This window comes from Kitasatospora sp. NPDC001309 (assembly GCF_042896295.1).
Lineage (GTDB): Bacteria > Actinomycetota > Actinomycetes > Streptomycetales > Streptomycetaceae > Kitasatospora.
Map to the genome: position 1 here is coordinate 1 of NZ_JBIAXC010000004.1, position 13,175 is coordinate 13,175.

Consider the following 13,175-nt stretch of genomic DNA (forward strand, 5'->3'; position numbering starts at 1 on the left):
CTGCCGCTCGTGATCCGACAACACCAGCTCGGCCAGCCTCGGCCCAGGACGTCCCATGCACTGACCAACGACGGATCAAGGACTCAGGACACTAGGGTGGAGCCGTGGATCCCAACCACTACCGCTTCCGGGGCGAGTGGCGCCTCGCGGCACCGGCCCCGGCGGTGTACGCGGCGCTGGCGGACGTGCGGAGCTATCCGCTGTGGTGGCCGGAGGTCCGCGCGGCCCGGGAGACCGGTGCGGGGTCCGGCGAGGTGGTGCTCCGGGCGCTGCTGCCGTACCGGCTGGTGATCGGGCTGGAGGCCCGGCGGCGCGACCCGGCGGCCGGGGTGCTGGAGGCGGCGATGCGGGGCGACCTGGTCGGCTGGTCGCGGTTCACCGTGACGGCGGACGGGCCGGGCGGTACGCGGTGCCGGGTGCTCTTCGAGGAGGACGCCCGCCCCGCCAAGCCCCTGCTGCGACGCCTCGCCCTGCCGCTGCACCCGCTGTTCCGGGCCAACCACGCGGTGATGATGTGCCGGGGAGGCCGCGGACTGGCGGCGTACCTGGCGGGTGACGACGGCGGACGAAGGACGGCGAACAGATGACAGATGACAGATTTCAGCGAACAGATTTCAACTTTCGACATCTGTCAGCTGTCAGTTGTTCGCCGGACTCCGGCAGCGACCCCGACTCCGGACGCGACCCCGGCCGCAACCCTCACCCCGGCTCCGGCCCCGGCGCCGGCTCCGCGTTCGGCTTCGACGCCCCCTTCGACCGCACCGGCACCGGCAGCAGCAAGTGGGCCCGGGCCGCCGCCCCCGGCGTGATCCCGATGGGCCTGGCGGACATGGACCTCCCCGGTCCGCCCGCCGTCGCCGAGGCCCTGGCCCGGCGCGCCCGCCACCCCGCCTACGGGTACACCGTCTGCGATCCGGCCGGACGGACCCTGGTCGCCGACTGGTACCGCGCCCGGCACGGCGTCGAGGTCGACCCGGACTGGGTCCTGCTGCTCCCCTGCGGCCCGCGCACCGCGCTGCGCCTGCTCCTGGAGACCGTCCGGACGGGGACCGCGGACCAGCAGGCCCCCGTCCTCTTCCCCACCCCCGAGTGGGGCGGCTTCGCCCAGCTCTGCCGCGCGGCCGGCCTCCCGTACCGCGAGCTGCCGCTGCGCCCCTCCCCCACCGGCTACCGCTCCCCGGGCACCCCACTGCCCCGCCCCGCGTCCGCCGTCCTGCTGAGCAACCCCCACAACCCCTCCGGCACGGTGTGGCACACCGGGTACCTGAGCGGGCTGGCCGGGTGGGCCGCGGAGGCGGGCGCCCTGCTGGTCTCGGACGAGGTCCACGGCGACCTCACCCACCCCGGCCGGGCCCACCCCGTCGCCGTGACCACCGCCGACCCGGCGCACCGGCACGCCGTCGTCACCCTGAACTCGGTCGGCAAGACCTTCAACTGCTCGGGCATTCCCAGCAGTTGGGCCCTCGTCCCGGACCCGGCACTGCGCGCCCGGCTGACCGACACCCTGGCCGGCTACGGCCTCTGGGAGGGCGGCCTGCTGGAGCAGACCGTGCAGCGGGCCGCGCTCGGCGAGGGCGGCCCGTGGCTGGACGCGCTGCTGGCGCACCTCGCCGCCGCCCGCGCCCGGCTCACCGAGCGGCTCGGCCCCGCCGTCCGCTCCGTCCCGCGGGCCTCGTACCTGCTCTGGCTGGACGCCGCCGCCCTCGGCCTGCCGCCCACCGGCGCCCGCGCCGCGCTGCTGGAGCGCTGCGGCCTGGAGGCCTCCGACGGCGCCGAGTTCGGCCCGGGCGGCGCGGGTTCGCTGCGCCTCAACTACGCCCTGCCGGGCCCGGTGCTGGACACCGTCCTGCAGCGCCTGGACCGCCTGTGACCGGGGCACGTGCCCCGGCCGGGCAGCCCTCCCCGGAGCCCCCGAGAACCCCGCATTCACCCGATCGCCATGGCTCTGACCTGCGGAAACGAACATTCACGCGATATTTGCGAAGCGCCCCCGCATGCTCCGTAGCAGACTGGGCAAAGTAGACCGGGCCGCAATCGTGATCCCGAGGATGGTGAGTCCGGTGATACCGACGTCCCGCACCACTCCGCCCGACCGGCAGAGCGCAGCACCGCCCCCGACGGGGGTGACCCCGTTGACCGAATCGGGGGCGCGCAGCCACGTGTCGGGCGTCTGCTTCAAGATCGGACCGCCCCGCCTGGTGGGGGTCGAGGTCGAGTGGTTCGTCCATGACGACCGATGTCCCGGCCGGCCGGTTCCTCCCGAACTGCTCCACGCCGCGCTGGAATCGCTGCCCCTGGGCGGCGCCGACGGCACCTCGCTCCCCTCCGGTTCGCGCCTCACGCTCGAACCCGGCGGACAGGTCGAGCTCAGCTCCCCGCCCGCCACCGGCCTGCTGGCCTGCGTCGACGACACCCGACGCGATCTGACCGCCCTGCGGGCCGCCTTCGCGGCGCAGGGCCTGCGCCTCACCGGCACCGGGACGGACCCGCTCGCCCGCCCCCGACGGATGGTGTTGGACCACCCCCGCTACCTCGCGATGGAGCGCTTCTTCGACTCGGCCGGGCCCTGGGGCCGGGTCATGATGACCGGCACCGCGTCCGTCCAGGTGTGCCTGGACGCCGGTGACGCGGCCGGCCCGCACGCGGTCGAGCGGCGCTGGCAGCTGGTCCACCGGCTCGGCCCGGTGCTGGTCGCCGCCTTCGCCAACTCCCCGCTCCTGGACGGGAAGCCGACCGGCCACCGGTCCACCCGGCAGACCGTCTGGTCCCGGATGGACCCGACCCGCACCCTCGCCCCCGAGCCGGACCACGGCGACCCCCGCGAGGCCTGGGCGCAGTACGTGCTGGACGCCGAAGTCCTGTGCGTGCGAAGGCCGGAGGGGCGGCCCTGGACCGCCCCGCCCGGCCTGACCTTCCGCGACTGGACCCGCGGCGCGGGCGAACGCCCGCCCACACTGGCCGACTTGGAGTACCACTGCACCACCCTGTTCCCCCCGGTGCGCCCGCGCGGCCACCTGGAGCTGCGGATGATCGACGCCCAGCCCGGTGACGGCTGGGTGGTGCCCACCGCCCTGGTCACCGCGCTGCTGGACGACCCGGTGGCCGCCGACACCGCACTCGCCGCGCTGGAACCGCTCGACGCCGCCGACCGGCGGGAGGGCGCCGCCGGTGCGCGCCCGCCGCGCAGCGGGATCTGGCGCCGCGCCGCCACCCTGGGCGTCGCCGACCCCGAGCTGCGCCGCGCCGCCCTCACCTGCTTCGCCGCCGCCGACGCCGCGCTGGGCCGCCTGCCCGGCGCCGGGCGGCTGCGCGCCACCGTCGCCGAGTTCGCCGAGCGCTACCCCGCGCGCGGCCGCTGCCCGGCCGACGACCAGCTGGACGCCCTGCGCTCCGGCACCCGACGCACTCCCCCGGAGGAGGCATCATGACCGACGTCCGACCGCCCGCCACCCCGGGCACCGATCCCACCCCCGGGAGCGATCCCACCCCCGGCATCGATCCCACCCGCGGGACCGAGGCCCTGCGCGAGAGCATCGCCACCGAACTGCTGGCCGCCCGCGCCCGGACCGGCGCGCTGACCGACTGCGTCGAGGACACCGACCTCACCGCCCAGCACTCCCCGCTGATGTCGCCGCTGGTCTGGGACCTCGCGCACATCGGCAACCAGGAGGAGCTGTGGCTGCTGCGCAACGTCGGCGGCCGGGACCCGATGCACCCCGAGATCGACCCGCTGTACGACGCGTTCGAGCACCCCCGGGCCGAGCGCCCCAGCCTGCCGCTGCTCCCGCCGGCCGAGGCCCGCGCGTACGCCCACGAGGTGCGCGGCCGGGTGCTGGACCTGCTGGCCGCCAGCCCCCTGGAGGGCGCACCGCTGCTGGACGCCGGGTTCGCCTTCGGGATGATCGCCCAGCACGAGCAGCAGCACGACGAGACGATGCTGATCACCCACCAGCTCCGCCGGGGTGAACCCGCCCTGGCCGCTCCCCCGCCGCCGCCCGCGCCCGCCGACGCCGCCACCCTGCCCGCCGAGGTCCTGATCCCCGCGGGCCCGTTCACCATGGGCACGGACACCGAGCCGTGGGCCCTGGACAACGAGCGCCCGGCGCACCGCGTCGACCTGCCGGCCTACTTCCTGGACACCACCCCGGTCACCAACGCCGCCTACCAGCGCTTCATCGCCGACGGCGGCTACCACGACCCGCACTGGTGGACCGCGGAGGGCTGGCAGCACAGGCTGCGGGCCGACCTGACCGCCCCGCTGTTCTGGCAGCGGCAGGACGGCCAGTGGCTCCGCCGCCGGTTCGGCGCCGTCGAACCCGTGCCGCCGAACGAGCCGGTGCTGCACGTCAGTTGGTACGAGGCGGACGCGTACGCCCGCTGGGCCGGGCGGCGGCTGCCGACCGAGGCCGAGTGGGAGAAGGCGGCCCGGCACGACCCGGCCACCGACCGGTCGCGGCGCTACCCCTGGGGCGACGGCCCACCCGGCCCCGAGCACGCCAACCTCGGCCAGCTGCATCTGCGACCGGCCGCCGCCGGAAGCTATCCGGCGGGCGAATCACCGTACGGGGTACGGCAGTTGATGGGCGATGTGTGGGAGTGGACGGCCAGCGACTTCCACTCCTACCCGGGGTTCCGGGCCTGGCCGTACAAGGAGTACTCGGAGGTCTTCTTCGGACCCGAGCACAAGGTGCTGCGCGGCGGCTGCTTCGCGGTGGCACCGGTCGCCTGCCGGGGCACCTTCCGCAACTGGGACTACCCCGTCCGGCGGCAGATCTTCTCCGGCTTCCGCACCGCCCGCAGCGCGGAGCACGACGCCCGCGCCCCGGAGCGCGGCGCCCGCGGCGCGGAGCACGGGCGGGAGGGCGCCTGATGTGCCGTCACATCGCCTACCTGGGCGAGCCGGTGGCACCCCAGGAGCTGCTGGTGCGGCCGCCGTACGCGCTGCACCGGCAGTCCTGGGCGCCGCGCACCCAGCAGTACGGGACGGTCAACGTGGACGGCTTCGGCCTCGGCTGGTACGCGGACGGCGACGAGGTGCCCGCCCGCTACCGCCGGTCCGGGCCGATCTGGGCGGACGCCGGCTTCGCCGACCTCGCCCGGGTGATCCGCACCCGGGCGCTGCTGGCGGCCGTCCGCTCCGCCACCGACGGCTGCGCGGCGGGCGCGGCCGCGGCCGCGCCGTTCGCCGCCGGGCGCTGGCTGTTCAGCCACAACGGGGCGGTGGCCGGCTGGCCCGGGAAGCTGGACGCGCTCGCCGCCCTGCTGCCGCCCGCCGAGCTGCTGGAGCTGGAGGCCCGGAGCGACTCGGCCCTGCTGTGGGCCCTCACCCTGCACCGGCTGCGCCGGGGCGAGAGCCTCGGCGAGGCGCTCGCGGGCACGGTGGCCGACGTCACCGCGCACACCACCGGACGGCTCAACCTGCTGCTCACCGACGGCGCCGCGCTCGCCGCGACCACCTGGGGCGACACCCTGCACCACCGGAGCCTGCCCGGCCTCGGCACGGTGGCGGCCTCCGAGCCGTACGACGACGCCCCGGACTGGACGCCCGTCCCGGAGGGCTCCCTGCTGCTGGCCGACGCCGCGGGCGTCACCGTCCGGCGGCTCCCCAGCCACTACTGACCCTCCACTCTCCCTTCATCTTCTGAACAGAGGAACCACCCTGTCATGGACACATTCGATCTCACCCGACTGCTGCCCGCCGACCACTTCAGCACCGCGCTGCACCACGACGTGCGACACGGACTGACCGCCGACCCCAAGTGGCTGCCGCCGAAGTGGTTCTACGACGCCCGGGGCAGCGAGCTGTTCGAGGAGATCACCCGGCTGCCCGAGTACTACCCGACCCGCGCCGAGCGGGCCATCCTCACCGCCCGGGCCGGCGAGATCGCCGCCGCCACCCGCGCCCGCACCCTGGTCGAGCTGGGCTCCGGCTCCTCCGAGAAGACCCGGCTGCTGCTGGACGCGCTGCGCTCGACCGGCGACCTGGAGACCTACGTCCCGGTGGACGTCAGCGAGAGCGCCCTGGTCGCGGCCGGCACCGCGCTCGCCGCCGAGTACCCCGGGCTGGCCGTGCACGGCGTCCTGGCCGACTTCACCGCCCGCCTCGGCCTGCCCCCGGAGGGCGGCCCCCGGCTGGTCGCCTTCCTCGGCGGCACCCTCGGCAACCTGCTGCCGCAGGAGCGGGCCGGCTTCCTGCGCGGCCTGCGCGCCGCCCTCGACCCGGGCGACTTCCTGCTGCTCGGCACCGACCTGGTCAAGGACCCGGCCGTCCTGGTCGCCGCCTACGACGACGGCGCCGGGGTGACCGCCGAGTTCAACCGCAACGTGCTCAACGTGCTCAACCGCGAGCTGGGCGCCGACTTCGACCCGGAGGCCTTCGAGCACGTCGCGCTCTGGGACCCGGAGCAGGAGTGGATCGAGATGCGGCTGCGCTCGCTGCGCACGCAGACCGTGAAGATCCCGGCCCTGGACCTGCCGGTGCACTTCGACCGGGGCGAGGAGCTGCGCACCGAGGTGTCGGCCAAGTTCCGCCGGGAGCGGGTGGCCGGGGAGCTGGCCGCGGCCGGGCTGCGGCTGACCCACTGGTGGACGGACCCCGAGGGCCGGTTCGGGCTCTCGCTCTCCGCCCCCGCCTGAGCGAGCGAGGAGCGAGCCACCAGCGGGTTACCCCGGAGGCCCCAATTTGCTTGTTCACCTTACGAATTCTCAGAGCAAAACTTGAGCCTCCCCGCCTACAAGGCTTGAACGAATAGGGGTTACGATCTCGGCTACCGAGCTCAGCGTTGAGTACCAGGAGTCAAGATCGTGAGCGTCACCCAGAAGCCCTCCGGGGCGGCCGAGGCCACCGCGCCCGGCCGCCTCGGCTTCGTCGTCTTCATCACCGCCGCAGCGGCCCTCGGCGGCTTCCTCTTCGGCTACGACAGCTCCGTGATCAACGGCGCCGTCTCCGGGATCCAGGGGAAGTTCGGAGTCGGCAGCGGCGAGACCGGCCTGATCGTCTCCTCGGCGCTGCTGGGCTCCGCGGTCGGTGCCGCGCTGGCCGGCCGGTTCGCCGACCGCTACGGCCGGATCAAGGTCATGAAGGCGGGCGCGCTGCTGTTCGCGGTCAGCGCCGTCGGTTCGATGCTGCCGTTCTCCCCCTGGGACCTCGCGCTGTGGCGCGTCCTCGGCGGCGCGGCCATCGGCATCGCCTCGGTGATCGCCCCGACCTACATCGCCGAGGTCGCGCCGACCAAGTACCGCGGCCGGCTGGCCTCCTTCCAGCAGGCCGCCATCGTGCTCGGGATCGCGATATCCCAGCTGGTCAACTGGGTGCTGGCGGACGCCGCCGGCGGTGACACCCGCGGCCGCCTGCTCGGCCTGGAGGCCTGGCAGTGGATGCTCGGCATCTGCGTCGTGCCGGCCGCGGTCTACTTCGTGCTCTCCTCGGTGATCCCGGAGTCCCCCCGCTACCTGATCCAGGCCGAGCGCCTGGACGACGCCCGCAAGGTGCTGGTCGAGGTCGAGGGCGAGGGCATCGACACCGACGCCCGGATCGCCGAGATCCAGTCACTGATCGCCTCCGACCACCGCCCGCGCTTCCGCGACCTGCTCGGCGGCCGCTTCGGCCTGCTCCCGATCATCTGGGTCGGCATCGGCCTGTCGGTGTTCCAGCAGCTGGTCGGCATCAACGTGATCTTCTACTACTCGTCGATCCTGTGGCAGTCGGTCGGCATCGACCAGAGCAACTCGCTGCTGATCAGCTTCATCGGCTCGGTCATCAACATCCTCGGCACCGTGATCGCGATCCTGCTGGTCGACCGGATCGGCCGCAAGCCGCTCGCCCTGATCGGCTCGGCCGGCATGGCCGTCACCCTCGCCGCCGCCGGCTGGGCGTTCTCCTCCGCGACCGGCTCCGGCGACAACGTCACGCTGCCCGACCTCCAGGGCACCGTCGCGCTGATCTCCGCCAACGCCTTCGTGCTGTTCTTCGCGATGTCCTGGGGCGTGGTCGTCTGGGTGATGCTCGGCGAGATGTTCCCGAACCGGATCCGCGCCGCCGCGCTCTCCGTCGCCGCCTCCGCGCAGTGGATCGCCAACTGGGTGATCACCGTGTCGTTCCCGTCGCTCGCGCGCTGGAACCTCTCGGCGACCTACCTGGTGTACGCGGCCTTCGCGGCGCTGTCGCTCGTCTTCGTCGCGAAGTACATGAAGGAGACCAAGGGCGTCCGCCTGGAGGACATGGGCTGACCGAAGCCCCACCAGCCCCACAGGCCCCGCCTTCCGGTCGTACGATCCGACCTTCGGCCCCCGCACCCTAGCGCGCTGAGCGCGGGTGCGGGGGCCGAATCGTTCACTCCCTGCGGTGGGCCGGACACCTCCGGTACTCCTGTTCGCCAGGAGGGATGTGTCCTTGATCTTCAACCGGCTCCGCACCCGCAGAACAGCCACCGCCCCGAGCGGCGGCTGTCCGTACGCCCACGCGCACCCCGCGCCGGACTTCGCACCACCCGTACCGCCGACCCCCGGACCGGGGCTGCGGCCGGACCCGGCCCCGGACCCACGGCTGACCCCGCAACAGACTTCGGAGCGGACTTCGGAGCCGGCACCGGCGCCGCAACTGCCGCCCGTGCCAACGCCGTTCACCGACCCCGGGCAGGCTGCCGAGTTCGTCCGGCAGTTCCACCGCGAGCAGCCCACCGCCGGCGGCCCGGGGCCGAGGCTGCGCGCCGTCCGGGAGGAGATCGACCGCACCGGCAGCTACCACCACACCCCCGCCGAACTCGCCTACGGCGCCAAGCTCGCCTGGCGCAACGCCGCCCGCTGCATCGGCCGGCTGTACTGGCGCAGCCTGGTGGTCCGCGACCTGCGCCACCTGTCCGACCCCGACGACATCGCCGCCGAGTGCTTCGAGCACCTCCGGCTGGCGGGCAACGGCGGCCGGATCCGCCCGGTGGTCTCGGTGTTCGCCCCCGACCGCCCGGACCGCCCGGCCCCGCGGATCCTCAACCAGCAGCTGGTCCGCTACGCCGGGCACCGGGTCGACGGCGATGTGGTCGGCGCCGTGGTCGGCGACCCGGCGGGCGCCGAACTCGCCGCGCGGGCCCGCGAACTCGGCTGGAAGTGCGCCGAGGACCGCTTCGAGGTGCTGCCGCTGCTGCTCCAGGAAAGCCCCGAGGCGCGCCCGCGCTGGTACGGCCTGCCGGACGACACCACCCTGGAGGTGCCGCTCAGCCACCCCGAGCACGCCTGGTTCGCCGACCTCGGGCTGCGCTGGTACGCGGTGCCCGCGATCAGCGACATGACGCTGGAGATCGGCGGCGTCCGCTACCCCACCGCGCCGTTCAACGGCTGGTACATGGGCACCGAGATCGGCGCCCGCAACCTGGCCGACGCCGACCGCTACGACATGCTCGGCACCGTCGCCGAAGGGCTGGGCCTGGACACCTCCAGCGAGCGCACGCTCTGGCGCGACCGCGCCCTGGTCGAGCTCAACCTCGCGGTGCTGCACTCCTTCCAGGAGGCCGGGGTGACGATCGCGGACCACCACACGGAGTCGGCGCGCTTCCTCAAGCACGTCGCCCAGGAGCAGCGCCTCGGCCGCCCGACCCCGGCGGACTGGAGCTGGATCGTGCCCCCGGTCTCCGGCGGGCTGACCCCGGTCTACCACCGGTACTACGACCCGGTGGACCCGGAGCAGCGGCCGGCCTTCCTGGCCCGCGAGCCCTGGTGACCAGGGCGGCCGCCCCGACGGCGCCGGACACCCCGGCCCGGCCGGTCGCCCGCGACTAGGGCCTGTCCGGCGGATCTTGGCAGATCAGCGCGCGGCGTTGGGCGCCCGGCTGGGCGTGCGCCCGAGTCGGCCTCGTACTGGACGTACTTGGGCGATTCGGGCGTGCGTCCAGGCGGGATGCCCGGCGTCGCGCGCCTGGCAAGATCCGCCGGACAGGCCCTAGGAGGGCGCCCGTACGGCCAGGCGCTCGAAGCGCAGCACGAGCCCGTCCAGCAGCGCCTCCAGGCCGGTCTCGAAGGCGCCCTCGTCGACCGACCCCCGGTGCCCCGCGAGCCGGTGGGCCTCGCCGAGGTGCGGGTAGTCGGCCGCGTCGTACACCTCGGCGTCCGCCGGGAAGCCGGCCGCGAAGGAGGCCAGCGCGGAGCCGGTGACGAAGTAGCGCATCAGCGCGCCGATCCGGGTGGCCTGGCCGCGCGGCCACCCGGATCCGACCAGGTGGCCGAACACGGCGTCGGCCAGCCGCAGCGCGTTGGGCCGCCGCCCCGGCCCCTGGGCGAGCACCGGGACGATGTTGGGGTGGGCGGCCAGCGCGGCGCGGTAGGAGCGGGCCCAGGCGCGCAGCGCCTCCGGCCAGGGGGTGGCCCGGTCGTCGAACATCGACAGGTCGACCTCGCCGATCACGCTGTCCACCACCGCGTCCAGCAGGTCGTCCTTGGTGGCGAAGTGGTTGTAGAGCGAGGGCCCGCTGACCGACAGCCCGGCCGCGAGGCGGCGGGTGGAGAGCGCCTCCAGACCCTCGTCGTCGATCAGCCGCAGGGCGGCCGTGACGATGCGCTCACGGCTGAGCAGCGGGGTGCGCGGGCGAGCCATCGGGTCGCTACCTCCGGTCGGGTGGGGTGGGGACCGATTCTGGCAGGTGCCCCTTCCCAGCGCGGGCGGGTGGGGTCTACAGTCCACACGTAAAACTTGCAGCGCTAGTTTAACGAGGTGGGCACCGTCGTGAACCTGGAGTTGTCCGAGGAGCAGGCCGCCGTCCGCGAGCTGGCCGCCTCGTTCACCGACCGCGAGATCGTGCCGTACGCCGCCGAGTGGGACCGCGCCGAACAGGTGGACCGCGCGATCATCGGCAAGCTCGGGAAGGTCGGCTTCCTCGGCCTGACCATCCCCGAGGAGTACGGCGGCAGCGGCGGCGACCACCTCGCCTACTGCCTGGTCCTGGAGGAGCTCGGGCGCGGCGACTCGGCCGTGCGCGGGATCGTCTCGGTCTCGCTCGGCCTGGTCGGCAAGTCGATCAACGCCTTCGGCACCGAGGAGCAGAAGCGGCACTGGCTGCCCCGGCTCACCTCGGGCGAGGCCCTGGCCTGCTTCGCCCTCACCGAACCCGGCACCGGATCGGACGCCGCCCACCTCACCACCCGGGCCGTGCGCGACGGCGACCACTGGCTGATCAGCGGCGCCAAGACCTTCATCACCAACGGCACCTGGGCCGACGTCGCCCTGGTCTTCGCCCGCACCGGCGGCGACCACCCCGAGCGGCAGGGCCACCGGGGCATCACCGCCTTCCTCGTCCCCACCGGCCTGCCCGGCTTCGGCCGCACCGAGATCCACGGCAAGCTCGGCCTGCGTGGCCAGGCCACGGCCGGACTCGACCTGGACGGCGTCCGGGTGCCCGACAGCGCCCGGCTCGGCGAGGTCGGCAAGGGCTTCACGGTCGCGATGGCGGCCCTGGCCAAGGGCCGGATGTCGGTCGCGGCCGGCTGCGTCGGCATCGCCCGGGCCTGCCTGGAGGCCGCCGTCCGCTACGCGGGCGAGCGCGAGCAGTTCGGCAAGCCGATCGCCGCGCACCAGCTCGTCCAGGAACTGCTGGCCGGCATCGCGGTCGACGTCGAGGCGGCCCGGCTGCTCACCTGGAAGGTCGCCGACCACATCGACCGCGGCCTCCCGTTCGCCACCGAGCCCTCCGTCGCCAAGCTCTTCGCGAGCGAGGCCGCCGTCCGGGCCGCCAACAACGCGCTCCAGGTGTTCGGCGGCTACGGCTTCATCGACGAGTACCCGGTCGGCAAGTACCTGCGCGACGCGCGGGTGATGACCCTCTACGAGGGCACCAGCCAGATCCACCAACTGCTCATCGGACGCGCCCTGACCGGCGTCAACGCCTTCTGACCGGCCACCGCGTTCCGCCCCACCACTCTCCGACCCGCCACTCCGCGACCCGCCACCCCTCGACAAGGAGCACGACGTGCGACCCGTCTACTTCGCCGCAGCCCGCCGCACACCCATCGGCCGGCTGCGCGGAGCGCTCGCCACGGTCCGTCCGGACGACCTCTCGGCCACCGTGCTGCGCGCCCTGCTCGCCGACGTACCCGCCCTCGACCCGGCCCGGATCGACGACGTCTACTGGGGCGCCGCCAACCAGGCCGGCGAGGACAACCGCAACGCCGCCCGGATGGCCGTCCTGCTGGCCGGCCTGCCGGAGACCGTCCCCGGCGCCACCGTCAACCGGCTCTGCGCCTCCGGCCTGGAGGCCGTCACCCTCGCCGCCCGGGCGATCGGCTCCGGCGAGGCCGACGTGGTGCTGGCGGGCGGCTGCGAGTCGATGACCCGCGCGCCGTTCATCCTGCCGCGCCCCGACGAGGCGCTGCCGCACCGGATCGAGACCTACGACACCCGGCTCGGCTGGCGGCTCACCAACCCCCGGATGGCCGAACTGCACGGCGTGCTCAGCATGGGCGAGACCGCCGAGGAGGTGGCCGGCCGGTACGGCATCGGGCGCGAGCGCCAGGACGCCTTCGCGCTGCGCAGCCACCAGCGGGCCGCCGCCGCCCGCAAGGACGGGCACTTCGACGCCGAGCTGATCCCGGTCGAGCGCCCCGACGGGGTGACGGTGAGCCAGGACGAGGGCATCCGCGAGGACACCAGCCTCGACAAGCTCGCCCGCCTCAAGCCGGCCTTCCGCCCGGGCGGCACCGTCACGGCCGGGAACGCCTCACCGATGAACGACGGCGCGGCCGGGCTCGTCCTGGTCAGCGAGGAGGCGCTGCGCGACCTCGGACTGCAGCCGCTCGGCCGGTACGTGGCCGGGGCCTCGGCCGGGGTGCACCCCGACGTGATGGGCATCGGCCCGGTGCCCGCCACCGCCAAGGTGCTCGGCCGGGCCGGATGGGACCTCGCCGACCTGGACACCGCCGAGCTGAACGAGGCCTTCGCCGCCCAGGCACTGGCCTCCGCCGACGGCATCGGGTTCGATCCGGAGCGGGCCGACGAGGTGGTCAACCCCAGCGGCGGGGCGATCGCCCTCGGCCACCCGCTGGGCGGCTCCGGCGCCCGCATCCTCACCACCCTGCTGCACCGCATGCGCCGCACCGGCGCCCGGCGCGGCCTGGCCACGATGTGCGTGGGCGTGGGGCAGGGTACGGCCGTGCTGGTCGAGAACGTCTGAGACGGGTCGGGACAGGTTGAGCGG

The 13,175-nt window shown here is 74.4% G+C and carries 11 protein-coding genes; 10 read left to right on the forward strand and 1 reads right to left on the reverse strand.

The features are described 5' to 3' along the window. Positions 1 to 104 precede the first annotated feature (104 nt). From ACFY2K_RS05365 to ACFY2K_RS05400, 8 genes are all read left to right on the forward strand, one after another. Entirely contained in the window at positions 105 to 587 is a 483-nt protein-coding gene (locus ACFY2K_RS05365; RefSeq protein ID WP_380522587.1) for an SRPBCC family protein, read from the forward strand. Next, the gene (locus ACFY2K_RS05370; protein WP_387709735.1) at positions 584 to 1,870 is read left to right on the forward strand and encodes an aminotransferase class I/II-fold pyridoxal phosphate-dependent enzyme; all 1,287 of its coding nucleotides are present in this window, start codon (positions 584 to 586) and stop codon (positions 1,868 to 1,870) included. Before ACFY2K_RS05365 ends, ACFY2K_RS05370 begins: the two co-directional genes overlap by 4 nt. Before the next feature lie 253 nt (positions 1,871 to 2,123). Continuing rightward, positions 2,124 to 3,428: an ergothioneine biosynthesis glutamate--cysteine ligase EgtA gene (gene egtA, locus ACFY2K_RS05375; protein WP_387709956.1), complete on the forward strand. Its 1,305-nt coding sequence runs from the start codon at positions 2,124 to 2,126 to the stop codon at positions 3,426 to 3,428. Next, positions 3,425 to 4,870, forward strand: coding sequence for an ergothioneine biosynthesis protein EgtB (gene egtB, locus ACFY2K_RS05380; RefSeq protein WP_387709737.1), 1,446 nt, complete (start codon positions 3,425 to 3,427; stop codon positions 4,868 to 4,870). Before egtA ends, egtB begins: the two co-directional genes overlap by 4 nt. Further along, positions 4,870 to 5,619 (forward strand): ergothioneine biosynthesis protein EgtC, encoded by a 750-nt coding sequence (egtC, locus tag ACFY2K_RS05385; RefSeq protein WP_380522584.1) that lies wholly within the window; start codon positions 4,870 to 4,872, stop codon positions 5,617 to 5,619. The genes egtB and egtC overlap by 1 nt, the downstream gene beginning before the upstream one ends. A gap of 45 nt (positions 5,620 to 5,664) precedes the next feature. After that, positions 5,665 to 6,636 (forward strand): L-histidine N(alpha)-methyltransferase, encoded by a 972-nt coding sequence (gene egtD / locus ACFY2K_RS05390; RefSeq protein ID WP_380407490.1) that lies wholly within the window; start codon positions 5,665 to 5,667, stop codon positions 6,634 to 6,636. Positions 6,637 to 6,804: 168 nt separating this feature from the next. Next, positions 6,805 to 8,229 carry a sugar porter family MFS transporter gene (locus ACFY2K_RS05395; RefSeq protein WP_375884984.1) on the forward strand — a complete coding sequence of 475 codons (1,425 nt, stop codon included), beginning with the start codon at positions 6,805 to 6,807 and terminating at the stop codon, positions 8,227 to 8,229. A 379-nt stretch (positions 8,230 to 8,608) separates the two neighbouring features. Then, positions 8,609 to 9,712 carry a nitric oxide synthase oxygenase gene (locus ACFY2K_RS05400; protein WP_380522582.1) on the forward strand — a complete coding sequence of 368 codons (1,104 nt, stop codon included), beginning with the start codon at positions 8,609 to 8,611 and terminating at the stop codon, positions 9,710 to 9,712. A 219-nt stretch (positions 9,713 to 9,931) separates the two neighbouring features. Here ACFY2K_RS05400 and ACFY2K_RS05405 read toward each other — a convergent pair whose 3' ends face one another. Beyond that, on the reverse strand, positions 9,932 to 10,582 hold the full coding sequence (locus ACFY2K_RS05405) for a TetR/AcrR family transcriptional regulator (RefSeq protein ID WP_375884982.1): 651 nt from the start codon (positions 10,580 to 10,582) through the stop codon (positions 9,932 to 9,934). Positions 10,583 to 10,711: 129 nt separating this feature from the next. Here ACFY2K_RS05405 and ACFY2K_RS05410 point away from each other — a divergent pair, with 129 nt between their 5' ends. After that, complete coding sequence (locus tag ACFY2K_RS05410; RefSeq protein ID WP_387709958.1) at positions 10,712 to 11,875, forward strand: acyl-CoA dehydrogenase family protein; 1,164 nt, start codon at positions 10,712 to 10,714, stop codon at positions 11,873 to 11,875. A 76-nt stretch (positions 11,876 to 11,951) separates the two neighbouring features. After that, positions 11,952 to 13,151 (forward strand): thiolase family protein, encoded by a 1,200-nt coding sequence (locus ACFY2K_RS05415; protein ID WP_380407494.1) that lies wholly within the window; start codon positions 11,952 to 11,954, stop codon positions 13,149 to 13,151. The last annotated feature ends 24 nt before the right edge of the window (positions 13,152 to 13,175 follow it).